The following is a 16,534-nucleotide window of genomic DNA, read 5'->3' as shown; positions in this document are numbered from 1 at the left end:
GTGATTGGGTGCATTTATGAAATTTAGCGCTATACTTTGCGTTATAATTGCGTATGCATCAGTTATGTCATGCGGTACAAATGCACTCATATCATTGCCAAACCACCTAGATTCGAATTATATTGAAACTACATTTCAAGAAATTGAAAAAAATCCGTCAATTTATGATAAAAATGATATTGCATTAAATTCATGTATATCCATTGCCAATACAAAGAACTTTGTCTTAGAATTGACCGACGGAAATTACCCCACCGAGCCAAAAACTAAAAAAAATAACGACAGATGCCAAACATATCAAAAGTATAAAATTGCAGCAATGTCAAATAATGTTAAGCATTCAAGGGAATATAGGGATATTTTAGAGAATAGCTATTGCACTTATGATGCCGTTATTATTGGGACTTTTTATAATCGAAAATTCAATTCTCCAAATTATGCAATTGGAAATTCATTTGACGGAATAATTTTAGTTAAAAAGATTTCTAAACTAAATAAACTTTCATGCAAGTAAACAAGCGATTTTAGCTTGCGGTGGCGAATACTGCTCTCGGTGAAGTGCTCATACTTGCCTAAATCCCGATAGCTGCGCCCCTAACTCGCCCGGCCGCACAAACCACCCCAAACCCAAACTTTCCTACAACCCCCAACTGTGCCATAACCGCCCCCGGCCAGTCCGTCGGGGCAGGTTCTCTTTGACATCGTCGGCACCCCCTCCCCTGTTGGGCCCGCGCCGGGTCGTCTGAAAACGTTTTGCGCGCCAAACGCGCCGCGGATGTGTTTCATCAACTAACGCCGCCCGCCGCTACCCTCCCGCACGGCGCGCAGGTCGGTCTAGTCTGGTCGGTTACGCGGCGCGGACGCCCAGCAGGACGCGCCGCATGTCGCCATTTTCGCGGTGGAGCAGGATCAGCAGGTAGGCCATCAGGAACCCTCCGCCGAGGAAGAAGGCGGCCACGGCGAGGAGCCAGCCGAGCACAGTCCAGCCGTTGCGCCAGCCGGTCCACAGCGCCGACAGTGCCAGGAAGGACAGGAAATCGGCATTGAACTGCCCCGGCCAGTGCCCAGCGGCGATATCGCCGAAGAACACTGGCAGCAGGTTCAGCCCGTCACGGCCGATGACAAAGGCGGTGAAGGCGATCAGGGCCGTCCAGGCCAGGATCAGGTACAGGCGCAGTGCAGTCATCGGCGGGTCGCTCCTTTGGTGGTTACAGCTTGTCGGCGAGCAGGAATTCCGGCGCATCGGCAAAGCCCATGAACTGGCCCATGATCCCCTGCACCGTATCGCCGGGCATGTCGGTGCCGGTGAAGGCCGCCAGATCGGCAATGTCGAACAGTTCGACATATTCCACCGACGGCGCGCCTTCGCCCATCAGCAGGCCGGTGACGCGGTAGGTATCGAAGGCGGCAACGCTGCTCAGCCCGCGCATTACCGGGTGGTCGGTGGTCTTGACCCAGGTCTCGAACTCGTCACGCGAGACGCCGTGCTTGAGGCGGTATTTGAGGATGATGGTGGCCATGGCAAAAAGGTCCCTCCAGGGCGCGCGCCCAGGCAGAGACTGCCCGGAACCGGCGGCGCTGGCAAGGTCGTCTCAGCCCTGCAGCCACCCGGTCGCCTTGCCGATCAATACGGCAAGCCCGTAAAGCAGCACGGCATAGACCCCCAGCCACAGCCACGGGCGGGGCACCCGCGCAAGGTCGGGGCGGCCATGGGGGTAGGACAGGGTGACGCGGGTGCCCACTGGCGGATACTCCCGCCCGCTGTAGACCTGATCGGTCACCTCATGGGTCCGCCCCTCGGCCCCGAAGCGATAGACCGGGGCGTAAGAGCGGGTGTTGTCATGGACCGAGGAGTGGTGGCCGATCACTTCGGCATCGACCCGGCGCTCCATCCCCAGCCAGCGCGGCAGATCACTGCGCAGCAACAGGGCCAGCGTCAGCAGCACCAGCGCCATCGCGGCATAGAGAACGAAGCTCTCCACCGCCGCGCTCCTCAGCTGGCGAGCTTGAGCCCCGGTGCGGCCTGGCCCGACGGCTTGGGCTGATCGAGCCAGATGCCGCGCGTGTCATAGACCACGTGGCGCGCGCGTTCGGCGAGCGGGACGGCCTTGAACTGGTCATGATCGACCAGCACGATCAGCACTTGCGCCTGTTCCAGCGCGGTGTCGATGTCGATCAGACCTGCATCAGTCCCGGCGAATTCCTTGGGCAACTCGCTGGCATAGGGTTCGACCACCTTGACCCGGGCGCCATACTTGCGCGCGAGAGTCACCGCGACCAGCCGGGCCGGGCTTTCGCGGAAATCATCGATGTTGGCCTTGAAGGCCAGGCCAAGGCAGGCGATCTGCGCCCCCGGGTTGGCCTCGATCAGGGCCTCGGCATGGGCGATGACGTGGTGGATCTTGCCGTCGTTGACGCCGCGGGCGGTGCGGATCAGCGGGGTGTGTTCGGGCGCGCCGTGGACGATGAACCACGGGTCGACCGCGATGCAATGCCCGCCCACGCCCGGCCCCGGGGTGAGGATGTTGACGCGCGGATGGCGGTTGGCCAGCCGGATCACTTCCCACACATCAAGCCCCATCTGGTCGGAGACGATGCTGAGTTCGTTGGCGAAAGCGATGTTGACGTCGCGGTAGGCATTTTCGACCAGCTTGGTCATTTCGGCGCTGCGGCTGTCGGTTACCACGCATTCGCCGCGCACGAACAGCTTGTAGAAGGTCAGCGCCTTGCGCGCACAGCGCGGCGTGATCCCGCCGATCGAGCGATCATTGTTGGTCAGCTCTTCCAGGATTTTCCCCGGAAGCACACGTTCGGGGCAATAGGCGATCGAGAGATCCGGGGTCTCGCTGGTCAGGCCGGGGCATTTGAGGTCCGGACGGCGCGCCGCGATCAGATCGCGCAGCTGTTCGGTCGTGCCAACGGGCGAAGTCGATTCAAGGATCACCGTATCGCCGCTTTTCAGCACCTTGGCCACGGCTTCCCCGGCGGCGAGGACATAGGAAATGTCGGGAGCGTGGTCCTTGTCGAACGGGGTCGGTACCGCGATCACGAACACGTCAGAGGGGGCAACCTCGGTCGAGGCTTTCAGCAACCCGCGCGAAACAACGCCGTGGACCAGCCCGTCCAGATCGACTTCCTCGATATGGATTTCGCCGCGATTGATCGTATCGACCACGTGGGCCGAGACGTCCACCCCGTGGACCTGGCAGCCCGACCGCGCGACAATCGCCGCAGTGGGCAGGCCGATATAACCCAGACCAACAACACAAACCGAGGGCTTAACGTCCGATTTCATTCCCAAGTCGCTCCACGATACGGCGCGCGGTCTGTCCGTCCCCAAACGGATTGTGCGCGCGCGCCATGCTTTCGTAGGCGGCCTTATCGTCGAGCAAGGTGAAGATTTCGGTAACGATAGTAGCGGTTTCGGTGCCGACCAGCCGGGCGGTTCCAGCGGTGACGCCTTCGGGGCGTTCGGTGGTTTCGCGCATCACCAGCACCGGCTTGCCCAGCGCAGGCGCTTCTTCCTGCACCCCGCCGCTGTCGGTCAGCATGATGTCCGCAATCGAAAGGAGACGGGCGAAGTGCGGGTAATCGAGCGGTTCGATCATCGCGACGTTGTCCAGCCCGGCCAGCGCGCTGTTCATCACCGCGCGGACATTGGGGTTGAGGTGGACCGGGAAGATCACCGCCACATCCGGGCGAGCCGCAATCTGGCGGATCGCTTCGGCGATCGCCTCCATCCCGCCGCCAAAGTTTTCGCGGCGGTGGGTGGTCACGCCGATGATCCGTTTGCCGGCAAAGCGCGCCTCCAGTTCGGCCAGCCCGCCCGCCAGAGAGGGATCGGCCGCGATCCGCGCCGTGACCCAATGCAGTGCGTCGATCACCGTATTGCCGGTCACCAGCACGCGGTCGGCGGGCACGTTTTCGCGCAGCAAGGCCGCCTCGCTCACCTCGGTCGGGGCGAAGTGCAGGCTGGCGATCGAGCCGATGATCTTGCGGTTCACCTCTTCGGGCCAGGGGTGATAGATGTTGCCGCTGCGCAGCCCGGCCTCGACATGATCGACCGGAATCTTGCGGTAATAGGCGGCGAGCGCCCCGGCCATCGCGGTGGCCGTATCGCCCTGCACCATCACCCGGGCGGGCTGGACCTGGTCCATCACTTTGCCCAGTTCGGTCAACAGCGCGGCAGTCAGACCGTCAAGCGTCTGGTCAGGCTTCATCAGGTCCAGATCGTGGTCGGGCACGATCCCGGCGATCTCCAGCACCTGATCGAGCATCTGGCGGTGTTGTGCGGACACGCAGACCACGGGGGTAAAGCGCGGATCGGCCTGCAAGGCGGCGACCACGGGGAACAGCTTGATCGCTTCGGGGCGGGTCCCGAACACGACCATGATCTTTTGCGGCATGATCTTTTGCGGCTCTGTCATGCAGTTGCCCCTACCAGCCATGGGTTAACCATGAAATAAGGCCGCCGGTATATCGCCCGCTACGGGTTACAGGAGATTGCATGCGCGTTCTGGTTACCGGCGTTGCCGGATTCATTGGTTACACCCTGTCGCAGCGCCTGCTGGCGCGCGGGGATGAAGTGGTCGGGATCGACAACGTCAACGATTATTACCAGGTCAGCCTGAAGCGCGACCGGGTGGCCGGGCTGGTCGCAGCGGGCGGCAACCGCTTTTCCTTTCACGAGGTCGATTTCGCCGACAATGCAGCGCTGACCAAGGCGCTGGACGGAATCCAGATCGATCGCGTGGTCCATCTGGGCGCGCAGGCCGGGGTGCGGTATTCGATCGAAAACCCGCACGCCTATGTCCAGTCCAACCTGGTCGGCCACGTCAACCTGCTGGAACTGTCGCGCCACCGGGGGGTGGAGCACATGGTCTATGCCAGCTCAAGCTCGGTCTATGGCGGCAACACCAAGCTGCCGTTCGCGGTCGAGGATCGCTGTGATCACCCGGTTTCGCTCTATGCCGCAACCAAGAAGGCGGATGAGCTGATGAGCGAGACCTATGCCCATCTCTATCGCCTGCCGCTGACCGGCCTGCGCTTTTTCACGGTCTATGGCCCGTGGGGGCGGCCCGACATGATGATGTGGATTTTCACCAAGGCGATTCTGGCGGGCAAACCGATCCCGGTGTTCAACCAGGGCGAGATGTACCGCGACTTCACCTATGTCGACGATATCGTCAGCGGCGTGATCGCCTGCCTCGACAATCCCCCGCCCGACGACGGGCTGGAAAAGGCCGGGGGCTCATTGAAGCCGCACCGGCTCTACAACATCGGCAACAACAAGAGCGAGCACTTGATGAAAGTGGTCGGCCTGCTGGAACAGGAATGCGGGCGCAAGGCGGAAATCGATTTCCAGCCGATGCAGCCCGGCGACGTTCCGGCCACCTATGCCGACATTACCGCAATCCAGAACGACCTTGGCTATGCCCCCACCACCTCGATCGAAGTGGGTGTCCCCAACTTTGTGCGGTGGTACAAGGAATACCACGGGGTCTGACCCTTGAAGCGCAGAGCGGCATGGGCAATCACACCCCCATGCCGATTCTCTCAGACAAATGGATCCGTAACGAAGCCCGCCACGCCGGGATGATCGAACCCTTCGTCGAACGCCAGCAGGCGGGCGATTGCATCTCCTATGGCCTTTCCAGCTATGGCTATGATGCGCGGGTGGCGGACGAATTCAAGATCTTCACCAACGTCCATTCGGCGGTGGTTGATCCCAAGAACTTCGACGACAAGAGCTTCGTCGACATCAAGAGCGACGTCTGCGTGATCCCGCCCAACAGCTTTGTGCTGGCCCGCACGGTCGAATATTTCCGGATCCCGCGCGATGTGCTGGTGATCTGCCTGGGCAAGAGCACCTATGCCCGCTGCGGAATCATCGTCAACGTCACCCCGCTGGAACCAGAATGGGAAGGCCACGTGACGCTGGAATTTTCCAACACCACCCCGCTTCCGGCCAAGATCTATGCCAACGAAGGCGCGTGCCAGTTCCTGTTCCTGCAAGGCAATGAACCCTGCGAAGTCAGCTATGGCGACCGCGCGGGCAAATACATGGGCCAGCGCGGAGTGACGTTGCCCAGGCTTTAGTCGATTCCATACCAGCTTCGTCACCCCGGGCTTGACCTGGGGTCCAGCTGCCTTGTCGGCGCTTGCAGCGAGCCGCAACCTGGTCGAAGAAAAGCTGGCCCCCGGATCAAGTCCGGGGCGACGGCTTATTCTGGCGGGGAGGTCCCTGTCGCAGGCACAAGGAAGCTAGCCCATGGACGCCCCTCTGTTCGACCAATGGCGCGCGCGTTCGCCGTTCTATGACGAGAGCCACGAGGCGGTTTGCGATACCGTGCGCAAATTCGTCGCGCGCGAAATCACCCCGCATGTCGATGCGTGGGAAGCTGCGGGCGAATTGCCGCGCGAGCTGCACCGCAAAGCGGCCGAGGCAGGGGTGCTGGCGCTCAACTACCCGGAGGAATTCGGCGGCACCGGCAGCGCGTTCAACCTGCTGCACGGCCTCGTCCAGACCGAGGAACTGGCCCGGCCCGGCGCGGGCGGGATCTGTGCCTCGCTGATGACCCACGGGATCGGCCTGCCGCCGATCCTGGCGATGGGCAGCGAGCATATGAAGCGCCGGATTGCCCCGGCGGTGCTGGCGGGTGAAAAGCTGATCTGCCTTGGCATTACCGAACCCGGCGGCGGGTCGGACGTGGCCAATCTGAAGACCAAAGCAGAGCGCAAGGGCGCAAGCTATGTGGTCAACGGGGCCAAGACGCTGATCACTTCGGGCGTGCGGGCCGACTACATCACGCTGGCGGTGCGCACTGGCGGGCCCGGGATCGGCGGGATCTCACTGTTGCTGGTTGAACTGGACAGTCCCGGCGTGTCGCGCACCCCGCTTGCCAAGATGGGCTGGCACGCCAGCGACACCGCAACGATCCATTTCGATAATGTTGAAGTCCCCGCCGAAAACCTGATTGGCCCAGAGAACGGGGGCTTCGCCGGAATCATGCGCAATTTCAACGGCGAGCGGCTGGGGATGAGCCAGCAGGCCGCCGCGTTTGCCCGGATCTGCTTTGAAGATGCGCTCGATTGGGCGCGGAGCCGCGAGACTTTCGGCCAGCCGCTGATCCGCAATCAGGTGATCCGCCACAAGCTGGCCGACATGCTGCGCCGGATCAATGCCACCCAGGCCTGGATCGATCAGAGCGCGTGGGCCGTGCTCAACGACAAGGCCTTTCCCGGCGATTTCGCGCTGCTGAAAGTGCAGGCGACCCAGACCATGGAAGTGTGCGCGCGCGAGGCCTGCCAGATTCTGGGCGGGGCCAGTTTCGTGCGCGGCAGCCGGATCGAACGGATCTACCGCGAAGTCCGCGTCATGGCGATCGGCGGCGGCAGCGAGGAGATCATGTTCGATTTGGCGAGCCGCCAGTACCGGTTCTGACGTTTGCCGATCGAGCCTGTGCGTTTGGGGCAGATGTTGAATGGGTTCACGCAGAGGCACAGAGGAAGCAAAGAGGCGCAGAGGGGTGGCGCTTGCGGCGAAGCCGCGCTGTTCATCAGACCGTGCGGTTGGCGCAGCCTTCGATTGATTTGGTGAGCCTGCGGCTCAGCGCGAGTCCTCCGCGTCTCCCTTTCTTCCTCTGCGCCTCTGCGTGAACCCCCTTTCTTTTTTTCTTCCCCGTCATCCTCTTACGGATGCCGTAACGTCAGGCGAAATCAGTTCGACATTGCCACCGATCTGTGCAGTTCTGGGGTCATAAGCCCCGCGCAGATTCGGGGGCAATGGAGAGCTTGCATGACTGCCAAGGCAGACCGTCCGTTCGATCTGATCGTCTATGGTGCCACCGGCTATACCGGGCGGCTGGTGGCTGAATATCTGGCGCATCACTATCAGGGCAAAGGCCCGAAATGGGCCATGGCCGGGCGCAGCGCGGATAAACTGGCTGAAGTGCGCGATGAAATCGGCGCACCCGCCGACACGCCGCTGGTGGTGGCCAATTCGGACGATCCTGCCAGCATGAAAGCACTGGCTGAAAGCACCCGCGTGGTAGTGACCACGGTGGGGCCCTATCAGCTCTATGGCGAACCGTTGCTGGCGGCCTGCGTGGCGGCGGGAACCGACTATGCCGACCTGTGCGGTGAACCGGTGTGGATGCGGCAGATGGCCGACAAGTATCACGCCCAGGCCCAGGCCAGCGGCGCGCGGATCGCCTTTTCCAGCGGGTTCGATTCGATCCCGTTCGATCTGGGCGTGCTGATGCTGCAGCAGGAAGCCATGGCCCGGTTCGGGGCCCCGTTGCCGCGCATCAAGTGCCGGGTGCGGGCGATGCAGGGCAAGTTTTCGGGCGGCACCGCCTATAGCCTGCGCGCAACGATGGAGGCGCTGGGCAAGGATCCGACCTTGGTCAAATACATGGTCAGCCCGTTCGGCCTGACCCCCGGTTTCGAAGGCCCAGCCCAGCCCCGCGCCGATCAGCCTGAATATGATGAAACGCTGGGATCGTGGTGCGCGCCGTTTGTGATGGCAGTGATCAACACCAAGAACGTCCACCGCACCAACCTGCTGCTGGGCCACCCCTATGGCACCGACTTCGTCTATGACGAAATGGTGCTGACCGGGCCGGGCGAACAGGGTGAAGGCGTGGCCAAATACATGGCCACCACTCCGATGATCGGCACTCCCAACGATCCCAAGCCCGGCGAAGGCCCGACCAAGGAAGAGCGCGACAACGGCCACTATGACGTGCTGTTCACCGGCCAGCTGGCTGACGGGCGCAAGCTGAACTATGGGGTCAAGGGCCGCTACGATCCGGGCTATGGCTCGACCAGCCGGATGCTGGCTGAAACCGGCATCGCGCTGCTCAGCTGCCCGGCAGCGGGAGCGATCGCTACCCCCGGCGCGCTGCTGGGCGAAGCGCTGGTCGAGCGGCTGCGCGATCACGCCGAAATCAGCTTCGCGGTCGAGGATTGACGCGATGAGCGACAATCTTGCCGTGGTGCAGGACTTCATCGCCGCCTGGTCGCGGCTGGATGTCGATGAACTGGTGAGCTTCTTCACCGAAGACGGGATCTACCACAACATGCCGATCGCCCCGGTCCAGGGCCACGCCGCGCTGCACCAGTTCATCGCCGGATTTGCCGGGGGCTGGTCGGGCACGGAATGGGAAGTGCGGCATATCGTGGCTGCTGGCGACGTGGTTATCGCCGAACGGACCGACCGCACCATGGCGGGCGGCAAGGAAGTGGTCCTGCCCTGCTGCGGCGTGTTCGAGCTGCGCGGCGGCAAGATCGCGGTATGGCGCGACTATTTCGACATGGCGACCTATACCGCAGCCCTGGCCGGTTAGATCGATGACTGACACAACCCGGCCAGCTGCGCCGCAGGACAGCGAATGGACGGTCGGCTGGCGGATCGCGCTGGCCGCCGCCATCGCCAATGGCACCGGCGTCTCGCTGATGTTCTATGTCTTTTCGATGTTCCTGATCCCGATGTCGGCCGAACTGGGCATGACCCGGTCCGAGACCGGGATCATCCAGTCCCTGGTAGTCACCGCCGCGCTGGGGGCGCCGCTGATCGGGCGACTGACCGATACGCTTGGTTTCCGGACCGTCTATGTCACTACCGCGCTGATCCTGGGCCTGACCGCGATTGCGCAGGGCACGGTGATCAACAATGCCACACTGCTTGGCATCAGCGTTGCCGCCGCGGCCTTTTTCGGTTCCGGCAATTCCTCGATCACCCTGACCCGGCCCATCACCGCACACTTCAGCAAGCACCGCGGCCTGGCGCTTGGTCTGGTCGGGATCGGGGTCTCGATCACCGCAATCATTTTTCCGCCGCTGCTGCATTTCATCATCGAGGACTATGGCTGGCGAGCAGGCTTTCTGACCCTGGCCGGCTTCGGGCTTGGCATTGGCCTGCCGCTTACTCTGTTGATCATGCCACGAACCGCCGCGACCGCGCGGATCGATCGCCATGTGGCGCTGGCCGGGGTTGATCTGTCCTTCCTGAAAACGCGCGATTTCTGGCTATTGGCCGGGGCCAACATGCTGATCGGCATCGCCACCAGTGGGGCGATCAGTCAGATGTCACCGATGATCCAGGAGCGCGGGCTAAGCGCTGCCGTCGCCGCACTTGCCGTCTCAGCCTTTGCAGCCGGGCAGTTCATCGGCAAGCTGGTTGGCGGCTGGTTTCTTGACCGGTTCGAGCCACGCCGGGTGGCCGCGCTGCTGATCATGGTCCCTGCCACCGGTTATGTAGTGCTCTTGGCTGGCGGTTCGATGGCCTGGCTGGCGGTCTTTGCCGCCGGGCTGATCGGGCTGTTGCAAGGCGCGGACATCGACATCTTCGCCTACCTCACTTCGCGGCGCTTCGGCTTCCAGAACTACGGCACCATCTTTGGCTCACTCCATGCGCTGGGGTGGATCGGCAATGTCGGCGGGATTCTGGTTTTTTCAGCGAGCTTTGACCGGTTGGGGAGCTATGCCCCGGCGCAGGCTTTGGCGCTGGTTACGCTGTTGCTCGGTTCCTTGCTGTTCTGGCCGCTCAGGCTTGCGCCTGACCCGGTGCCGGACACAACAAGCTAGCACTGGCCTCGGCGACTTCGCGCGCCTTGCCTTCGCCCACGCCCAAACCGCAGAGCCCCAGCACCAGCATGTCACGCAGCCGCCGCGCGGCCTCGGAGCGGTCATGCCCGCGTTCGAGCACGTTGAGCATGGCCATATGGCACAGCCCCAGCCAGTAACGCACTCCACTACCCGCGGCTTCATTCCGGGCCAGTCCCGCGCAAACCAGCCGGTCGATATCGGCCCGGATCCCGCGGTTCAGTTCGTGATCGCTCCGACTGCTTTCCTGCATGCCCCGCAACATGATGGTCGCCCGCACCCGGTCTTCAAGCGCGAATTCGATCCCCACCCGCATCCCGCTGGCAAGGCGCATCGCGGGATCGACTACCCCGGCATTGCCCGCACCGATCCGCTGCTCCAGTGCGGCACGGACTTGCTGCGCAATGGCAGCCGCAAAGCCCTGCTTGTCGGAAAAGTGGTTGAAGAAGCTACCTTTGGCCACACCCGCACGGACCACAATATCATCAATCGCGATCGCATCGATCGGACGTTCGGCCAGCAGCGCGAACCCGGCATCGAGCAAGGCGGCGCGGGTGCGCGCAGCGCGGGGATTTTCGGTGGTCGGCTGGCTCGCCATAGCCCCATCATAGTACACTTGACTATTTGGTCAACTGAGTTAATTTGACCAAATAGTCAAGTGCGAATCGGCGCATTGGGGAGAGTGGCCGTGGCCGTGATCAATGTCGAAGACATCGCGCATGTCCGCTACAGCGCGCCCGATTTGGCCGCGATGCGCGCCTTTCTTAAGGATTTCGGATTCACCACGTTCGAAGCGGAAGGCAAGCTGTTTGCCAGGGGCAGCGATGGCCGCCCTTTTCTGCATGTGACCGAACCCGGTCCGGCAGTGTTCCTCGCACTGGGTTTGCGCGCTGAATCCGTTGACGACCTTGCGTTGCTCGCCGCGCACCAAGGCGTCGCGGTAGAAGATCTGAATGAACCGGGCGGCGGCAAAGTGGTGCGCCTGACCGACCCCGATGGCTACCGTGTGGAAGTGGTCGCGGGCCAGGCCAGGGAAGCCCCAGGCCCCGTGCCCGACGATCTTCCGCGCAACACCGCAGCCGCCAAACCGCGCCAGCGCGCCACGGTCCGCCTCGACCCCACGCCTTCGCACATCCGCCGGATTGGCCATGCGGTGCTCAAGGTCAGCGACTTTCGCCGCTCGGAGGAATGGTACAAGGCGCGCTTCGGGTTCCTCACCTCGGACGAGGTTGAGGCGGCCAAGGACGTCCCGCTGGGTGCCTTCATGCGGTGCAACCGGGGCGACAAACCCGCCGATCACCACACTCTGTTCCTTGCCCAGCTACCGGGCAAGCTCGGCATCCTGCACGCCGCCTTCGAAGTGTCGAACCTTGATGACCTGATGCTCGGCCACCAGCATCTCAAGGCGCAAAAGCGTACCCAGGCCTGGGGTGTCGGCCGCCACATCATGGGCAGCCAGGTGTTCGATTACTGGAAAGACCCGTTCGGCAACGAACTGGAACACTGGACTGACGGTGACTTGTTCACCGCCAAGGATCCGCCGCAAAAAATGCCCTTGTCAGCCCTGCTCGCTGTGCAATGGGGCAGCCCCAACCCGATGTTCGCGGGCAAATACCCGCCGCCGCAAGGCATCGTCTCGTTCTTCCTCGCCCTCAACCTGCGCATCAGGCGCCTGTTCAAACGTAATCCCAAGGAGTCTGTCACATGAAACTTTGCACCTACACCGCCCAGGACCAGACCCGCACCGGCATTGTCGTTGGCGATAGCGTGATCGATAGCGGCGTGCCGGGCACCATGATCGACCTGATCCGCGACTGGGATAACCTGAAGGCCGGACTCGAGGCAAAGGCGGCGGCGGGCGGCGGGGTGCCGATTGCTTCGGTCAAACTGGAGGCCCCGGTGCAGCGTCCAGGCAAGATTTTTGCGATCGGACTCAACTATGCCGACCATATCGAGGAATCGAAGATGGGTACGCCCGAACGGCAGGTCTGGTTCACCAAAGCCCAGACCAGCGTCAACGCACCCTTCGATCCCATCGAGATCGCGCGTGGCACCATGGCCAACGACTATGAAGTAGAGCTGGTCGCCGTCATTGGCGCGGGGGGCAAACACATTGCCGAAGCCGACGCGCAGGCAGCCGTGTTCGGTTATTGCGTTGGCAACGACATGACCGAACGGATGTGGCAACACGCCAGCCCGCAGTGGTCACTGGGCAAGAGCTTTGATACTCACGCGCCGATGGGTCCGTGGATCGTCACGGCCGACGAATTGGGCGATCCCCACGGCCACAGCATCCGCTGCTACGTGAATGGCGAAAAGCGGCAGGATTCGAACACCGCCAACCTCGTGTTCAATATCTGGCAGCAGATCGAACATCTTTCCACCGGGATGACGCTGGAACCCGGCGATTGCCTGTTCACCGGCACCCCCGGCGGGGTCGGCGCGGCGATGGACCCGCGCCAATTCCTGCAGCCCGGCGACGTCGTTCGCTGCGAGATCGATGGCTTGGGCCATATCGAAGCCACGATGCGGGCGGAGGGCTGACACTTGCCGGGCGGATTCAGGGTCGCGATTATTGGTGGCGGTTATGCGGGGTTCGAACTGGCCAAGCTGCTCGATCCACATCTCGACGTATCTCTCATCGAAGCGCGCGAGGCATTCGTCCACAATGTTGGTGCACCGCGATCGGTGGCCGAACCGGGCCTGATCGAACAGCTTGTTTTTCCCTATGACCGGCTGCTCAAGCGCGGGCGAGTAGTCCGTGCACGGGTCGCCTCCGTCGATGCCGGCGGCGCGGTCCTGACCGACGGAACGAGGGTAGACGCCGACGCGATCGTGGTGGCAACCGGATCGAGCTATGCCGCGCCGTTCAAACCGCAAGGCGATAGCACTGCCGAATTCGTAGCCGCGCTGCATGAATGTGCGGCGCAAGTGGCCGCGGCAGCACGCATCGTGATCGTCGGCGCAGGCGCGGTCGGGGTCGAGCTTGCGGGAGAGATCAAGGCGATTTACCGGGACAAGCCGGTGACGCTCGTATCGGCACCGGCGCAGCTGTTCCCGATGTACCGGGCAGAACTCCACGCGGCTCTGGCCAGCCGACTTGCCGGGCTGGGAGTGGAACTGCACCTTGGTCAGACTGCCAACGGCCTGACCCGGACCGACCGGCCTTATCAGGGCGAAATCACCCTGGCCAACGGCACTCGCCTTGCCGGGCTGATCTTCCCCGCAATCGGCGCGCGTGTCACGGATAGCCCGGCCCACGCCTTGCCAAACGCACAGCGGCAGCCGAATGGGCAGTTGCAGGTTGACCCTTGGCTCCGGCCGTCCAGTCTGGCGAACATCTTCGCGATCGGCGATCTGGCCGCAACCGGCGAAGGCATGACGGTGGTTTCCGCATCGCGCCATGCGCCCTGGCTGGCGGGAACCCTGCGCAAGCTGGCCAGCGGCAAGGCGCTGGAAGCCTTGCCGGCTTACAAGCCCTGGAAAGTCCCGCCGATCCTGATCCCGCTCGGACCCGGCAGCGGCGCCAGTGTGTTGCCGCTCGGCGCGCGCGGAATGGTCGTAGGTGACTGGCTGACTGGCGCGATCAAGGGGAAAAAGCTGTTCATTCCGCGCTATGAAAAGGAGTTTGGCCAGTGATCTGTGACTGCGACGTCCTGATCGTCGGCGGTGGGCCCAGCGGGGTTACGCTAGGCTTGCTTTTGGCCCAGCGCGGAATCAGCGTGATCGTGGTCGAAAAGGAAGCGGAGATCTATCCGTTGCCGCGCGCCGCGCATCTCGATCACGAGATCTTGCGAATCCTGCAAGAATGCGGTGTCGCCGATGCAGTCATGCGCACCAGTCGGACTACCGGGCGCTATGACTTCCTGACTGCGGATCGCCAAATCCTGCTGCGCTTTGAAGGCACCGACCGGCTTGGTCCTGGCGGCTGGCCCGGCGGGAACATGATCCATCAACCCAGCGTCGAACAGGCGCTGCGGAGTGAATTGGCGCGCTATCCGCAGGCGCAACTGCTCACCCACTGCGAATTCGTTGCGCTGGACGAGCAGGCCGATGGCATAACCGCCACGATCACCACGCCCGATGGTGAGCGCAATATTCGCGCGCGCTATCTGGTGGGTGCAGACGGCGCGCGCAGCCCCGTTCGCCACGCCGCCGGGATTGCGATGGAGGATCTGGGGTTCGAGGAACCCTGGCTGGTGATCGACACGATCGTTCACGACTATGCGCGGCTGCCCGATTGCAACCTGCAGATCTGCGATCCGGCCCGCCCCACCACTTGCGTGCTGATGGGCGAAGGAAGGCACCGGTGGGAATTTATGATCCTGCCGGGCGAAGATCCCGAAGTAGTGGCCAGTGACTCCTCGATCGAACGGCTGCTCGAACCGTGGGATGTCTCGGGCGCTGTCACGCTGGAGCGCAAGGCGGTCTATACGTTTCGGGCGCGGATAGCAGCGCAGTGGCGCAAGGGCCGAGTGCTGCTGGCAGGCGATGCCGCGCACCAGACCCCGCCATTCGCCGGCCAGGGCATGGGTTCGGGGCTGCGCGATGCAGCCAATCTGGCCTGGAAGCTGGCGCTGATTGTCGGTCAGAACGCCTCTGATACCCTGCTCGACAGTTACCAGAGCGAGCGTGAACCCAACCTTCGCGCGATGATCCAGATGGCGATCATGATGGGGCAGACAGTGTGCATCACTGATCCTGCTGCGGCCGAGGCGCGAAACCAAAAGATGCTTGCTGCGCGGGCGGCCGGGCAATCGCCTGATGGCAACATCGCCTATCCGCCGATCTCCAGCGGGCTGATCCTGGCAGGAAGCGCCGGGGCCGGCAGCTATTTCCCACAGCCGGTCGTCGATGGCCAGCGCCTCGACGATGTCACCGGCATCGGCGCATGGCTGTTGACCCGCGCCGGACTGGACGAGCCGAAGATCGCCCCGTTCCGCACCGCGCTTGAGCAGTGGCTGGACGTCCAGCAAGCCGAGGCCGTGCTGATCCGTCCGGACCGCCACGTATTCGGCACCGGCAATGCCGCCATGCTGACCGAGCAGTGGGAAGCGGTTTTACGGGCAAGTTAGCGCGGAGCCATGCGGATCGCCCCGTCAAGTCGGATGCACTGCCCATTGAAATAACTGTTGCGCGCCAGCTCCAATGCCAGCGAGGCAAATTCCTCGGGCTTGCCGAGCCGCTTGGGGAAAGGCACTGATGCGGCCAGGCTGTCCAGCACTTGCGGCTTCGCACCAAGCATCAGCGGGGTGGCAAAGATCCCGGGCATGATCGAATTGACCCGGATGCCAATATCCGACAGGTCACGCGCCATCGGCAGGACCAACCCGTTGACTCCGGCTTTGGCCGACCCATAGATGATCTGACCGATCTGCCCGTCCTGCGCGGCGACCGATGCGGTCAGCGTGATGCAGCCGCGCTCGCCATCTGCAAGCGGTTCGAGGCTGGCCATCCCTTCTGCCGAAAGTGAGGCAATACGGTAAGACGCGACCAGGATGCCGTTGACACCGTAGATATAGTCCTCGGTCGACAGCCGCTTCAGCTTGCCGGCCTCCTTGTCAAAGGCCAGCGTCTTGCCGCGGCGGCTGGTCATGGCGCAATGGACGGTGATCCGTTCCTGCCCGTGCGCGGCGCGGGCCTTGGCGAACCCGGCGACAACCGATTCCTCGCTGGTAATATCGACATTGCAGAAGATCCCGCCGATTGCCGCAGCCACCTGTTCACCGGCTTCGGCATTGACGTCGAAAATCGCCACCTTGATCCCGGCCTGCGCCAGGGCTTCGGCGGTGGCACGCCCCAGACCGGATGCTCCACCGGTGACAACTGCGGCTGTGGTCTTGTCGAATTGCATGGAATTCACTCCTCGATTGCCATTAGCTTAATCGTTCGATTAAACTCTCCCGGCCAAACCGGCAAGCACACG

The 16,534-nt window shown here is 62.7% G+C and carries 18 protein-coding genes; 11 read left to right on the top strand and 7 right to left on the bottom strand.

Going from position 1 to position 16,534, the window contains the following annotated elements; genetic code table 11:
- Window positions 1–4: 4 nt before the first annotated feature.
- A complete protein-coding gene (locus tag MNBBLIKP_RS17805; protein WP_140420616.1) occupies window positions 5–514 on the top strand; it encodes a hypothetical protein in 510 nt (169 codons plus the stop codon).
- Window positions 515–847: 333 nt separating this feature from the next.
- Here MNBBLIKP_RS17805 and MNBBLIKP_RS14515 read toward each other — a convergent pair whose 3' ends face one another.
- The 5 genes from MNBBLIKP_RS14515 to wecB form a co-directional block, all read right to left on the bottom strand.
- Entirely contained in the window at window positions 848–1,186 is a 339-nt protein-coding gene (locus tag MNBBLIKP_RS14515; protein WP_088310983.1) for a hypothetical protein, read from the bottom strand.
- A gap of 22 nt (window positions 1,187–1,208) precedes the next feature.
- The gene (locus MNBBLIKP_RS14510; protein WP_088310982.1) at window positions 1,209–1,520 is read right to left on the bottom strand and encodes an REDY-like protein HapK; all 312 of its coding nucleotides are present in this window, start codon (window positions 1,518–1,520) and stop codon (window positions 1,209–1,211) included.
- Window positions 1,521–1,592: 72 nt separating this feature from the next.
- Entirely contained in the window at window positions 1,593–1,982 is a 390-nt protein-coding gene (locus MNBBLIKP_RS14505; protein ID WP_088310981.1) for a DUF3592 domain-containing protein, read from the bottom strand.
- 11 nt (window positions 1,983–1,993) lie between these two features.
- Window positions 1,994–3,295, bottom strand: a complete 1,302-nt coding sequence (gene wecC / locus MNBBLIKP_RS14500) for a UDP-N-acetyl-D-mannosamine dehydrogenase (protein WP_088310980.1) — start codon at window positions 3,293–3,295, stop codon at window positions 1,994–1,996.
- The gene (wecB, locus tag MNBBLIKP_RS14495; RefSeq protein ID WP_441339284.1) at window positions 3,279–4,427 is read right to left on the bottom strand and encodes a non-hydrolyzing UDP-N-acetylglucosamine 2-epimerase; all 1,149 of its coding nucleotides are present in this window, start codon (window positions 4,425–4,427) and stop codon (window positions 3,279–3,281) included. Before wecB ends, wecC begins: the two co-directional genes overlap by 17 nt.
- A gap of 80 nt (window positions 4,428–4,507) precedes the next feature.
- Between wecB and MNBBLIKP_RS14490 the strand changes: the two genes are divergently transcribed.
- The 6 genes from MNBBLIKP_RS14490 (at window position 4,508) to MNBBLIKP_RS14465 (ending at window position 10,590) form a co-directional block, all read left to right on the top strand.
- Entirely contained in the window at window positions 4,508–5,506 is a 999-nt protein-coding gene (locus tag MNBBLIKP_RS14490; RefSeq protein ID WP_088310979.1) for a GDP-mannose 4,6-dehydratase, read from the top strand.
- Window positions 5,507–5,544: 38 nt separating this feature from the next.
- Window positions 5,545–6,099 (top strand): dCTP deaminase, encoded by a 555-nt coding sequence (dcd, locus tag MNBBLIKP_RS14485; RefSeq protein ID WP_088310978.1) that lies wholly within the window; start codon window positions 5,545–5,547, stop codon window positions 6,097–6,099.
- Between the two features lie 172 nt (window positions 6,100–6,271).
- Window positions 6,272–7,444, top strand: coding sequence for an acyl-CoA dehydrogenase family protein (locus MNBBLIKP_RS14480; protein WP_088310977.1), 1,173 nt, complete (start codon window positions 6,272–6,274; stop codon window positions 7,442–7,444).
- Between the two features lie 354 nt (window positions 7,445–7,798).
- A complete protein-coding gene (locus MNBBLIKP_RS14475; protein WP_088310976.1) occupies window positions 7,799–8,974 on the top strand; it encodes a saccharopine dehydrogenase family protein in 1,176 nt (391 codons plus the stop codon).
- A gap of 4 nt (window positions 8,975–8,978) precedes the next feature.
- The gene (locus tag MNBBLIKP_RS14470) at window positions 8,979–9,350 is read left to right on the top strand and encodes a nuclear transport factor 2 family protein (RefSeq protein ID WP_088310975.1); all 372 of its coding nucleotides are present in this window, start codon (window positions 8,979–8,981) and stop codon (window positions 9,348–9,350) included.
- A gap of 4 nt (window positions 9,351–9,354) precedes the next feature.
- Window positions 9,355–10,590 (top strand): MFS transporter, encoded by a 1,236-nt coding sequence (locus MNBBLIKP_RS14465; RefSeq protein ID WP_088310974.1) that lies wholly within the window; start codon window positions 9,355–9,357, stop codon window positions 10,588–10,590.
- Here the strand turns inward: MNBBLIKP_RS14465 and MNBBLIKP_RS14460 are convergent.
- Window positions 10,550–11,206 carry a TetR/AcrR family transcriptional regulator gene (locus MNBBLIKP_RS14460; RefSeq protein ID WP_088310973.1) on the bottom strand — a complete coding sequence of 219 codons (657 nt, stop codon included), beginning with the start codon at window positions 11,204–11,206 and terminating at the stop codon, window positions 10,550–10,552. The two genes, MNBBLIKP_RS14465 and MNBBLIKP_RS14460, sit on opposite strands and share 41 nt — an antisense overlap.
- A gap of 90 nt (window positions 11,207–11,296) precedes the next feature.
- Between MNBBLIKP_RS14460 and MNBBLIKP_RS14455 the strand changes: the two genes are divergently transcribed.
- From MNBBLIKP_RS14455 to mhpA, 4 genes are read left to right on the top strand one after another with little or no spacing between them, the layout of a single operon-like run.
- Window positions 11,297–12,316 carry a VOC family protein gene (locus MNBBLIKP_RS14455; protein WP_088310990.1) on the top strand — a complete coding sequence of 340 codons (1,020 nt, stop codon included), beginning with the start codon at window positions 11,297–11,299 and terminating at the stop codon, window positions 12,314–12,316.
- Window positions 12,313–13,152: a fumarylacetoacetate hydrolase family protein gene (locus tag MNBBLIKP_RS14450; protein WP_088310972.1), complete on the top strand. Its 840-nt coding sequence runs from the start codon at window positions 12,313–12,315 to the stop codon at window positions 13,150–13,152. Before MNBBLIKP_RS14455 ends, MNBBLIKP_RS14450 begins: the two co-directional genes overlap by 4 nt.
- Before the next feature lie 3 nt (window positions 13,153–13,155).
- Window positions 13,156–14,247, top strand: coding sequence for an NAD(P)/FAD-dependent oxidoreductase (locus MNBBLIKP_RS14445; RefSeq protein WP_088310971.1), 1,092 nt, complete (start codon window positions 13,156–13,158; stop codon window positions 14,245–14,247).
- Window positions 14,244–15,683 (top strand): bifunctional 3-(3-hydroxy-phenyl)propionate/3-hydroxycinnamic acid hydroxylase MhpA, encoded by a 1,440-nt coding sequence (mhpA, locus tag MNBBLIKP_RS14440; RefSeq protein WP_088310970.1) that lies wholly within the window; start codon window positions 14,244–14,246, stop codon window positions 15,681–15,683. Before MNBBLIKP_RS14445 ends, mhpA begins: the two co-directional genes overlap by 4 nt.
- Here mhpA and MNBBLIKP_RS14435 read toward each other — a convergent pair.
- A complete protein-coding gene (locus MNBBLIKP_RS14435; RefSeq protein ID WP_088310969.1) occupies window positions 15,680–16,462 on the bottom strand; it encodes an SDR family oxidoreductase in 783 nt (260 codons plus the stop codon). The two genes, mhpA and MNBBLIKP_RS14435, sit on opposite strands and share 4 nt — an antisense overlap.
- Between the last annotated feature and the right edge of the window lie 72 nt (window positions 16,463–16,534).

The sequence above is a fragment of the Novosphingobium sp. B 225 genome (assembly GCF_002198665.1).
Lineage (GTDB): Bacteria > Pseudomonadota > Alphaproteobacteria > Sphingomonadales > Sphingomonadaceae > Novosphingobium.
The sequence above is the reverse complement of the archived record's forward strand: the minus strand, read 5'-3'. Positions and strand labels throughout refer to the sequence as shown.

What these genes read in the sequence shown, in the direction of transcription:
- MNBBLIKP_RS14450 (WP_088310972.1), top strand. Translation starts at nt 12,313, where the DNA reads ATGAAACTTTGCACCTACACCGCCCAGGACCAGACCCGCACCGGCATT.
- MNBBLIKP_RS14480 (WP_088310977.1), top strand. Translation starts at nt 6,272, where the DNA reads ATGGACGCCCCTCTGTTCGACCAATGGCGCGCGCGTTCGCCGTTCTAT.
- MNBBLIKP_RS14435 (WP_088310969.1), bottom strand. Translation starts at nt 16,462, where the DNA reads ATGCAATTCGACAAGACCACAGCCGCAGTTGTCACCGGTGGAGCATCC.
- MNBBLIKP_RS14475 (WP_088310976.1), top strand. Translation starts at nt 7,799, where the DNA reads ATGACTGCCAAGGCAGACCGTCCGTTCGATCTGATCGTCTATGGTGCC.
- dcd (WP_088310978.1), top strand. Translation starts at nt 5,545, where the DNA reads ATGCCGATTCTCTCAGACAAATGGATCCGTAACGAAGCCCGCCACGCC.
- MNBBLIKP_RS14515 (WP_088310983.1), bottom strand. Translation starts at nt 1,186, where the DNA reads ATGACTGCACTGCGCCTGTACCTGATCCTGGCCTGGACGGCCCTGATC.
- wecB (WP_441339284.1), bottom strand. Translation starts at nt 4,427, where the DNA reads ATGACAGAGCCGCAAAAGATCATGCCGCAAAAGATCATGGTCGTGTTC.
- wecC (WP_088310980.1), bottom strand. Translation starts at nt 3,295, where the DNA reads ATGAAATCGGACGTTAAGCCCTCGGTTTGTGTTGTTGGTCTGGGTTAT.
- MNBBLIKP_RS14460 (WP_088310973.1), bottom strand. Translation starts at nt 11,206, where the DNA reads ATGGCGAGCCAGCCGACCACCGAAAATCCCCGCGCTGCGCGCACCCGC.
- MNBBLIKP_RS14510 (WP_088310982.1), bottom strand. Translation starts at nt 1,520, where the DNA reads ATGGCCACCATCATCCTCAAATACCGCCTCAAGCACGGCGTCTCGCGT.
- MNBBLIKP_RS14470 (WP_088310975.1), top strand. Translation starts at nt 8,979, where the DNA reads ATGAGCGACAATCTTGCCGTGGTGCAGGACTTCATCGCCGCCTGGTCG.
- MNBBLIKP_RS14465 (WP_088310974.1), top strand. Translation starts at nt 9,355, where the DNA reads ATGACTGACACAACCCGGCCAGCTGCGCCGCAGGACAGCGAATGGACG.
- MNBBLIKP_RS14490 (WP_088310979.1), top strand. Translation starts at nt 4,508, where the DNA reads ATGCGCGTTCTGGTTACCGGCGTTGCCGGATTCATTGGTTACACCCTG.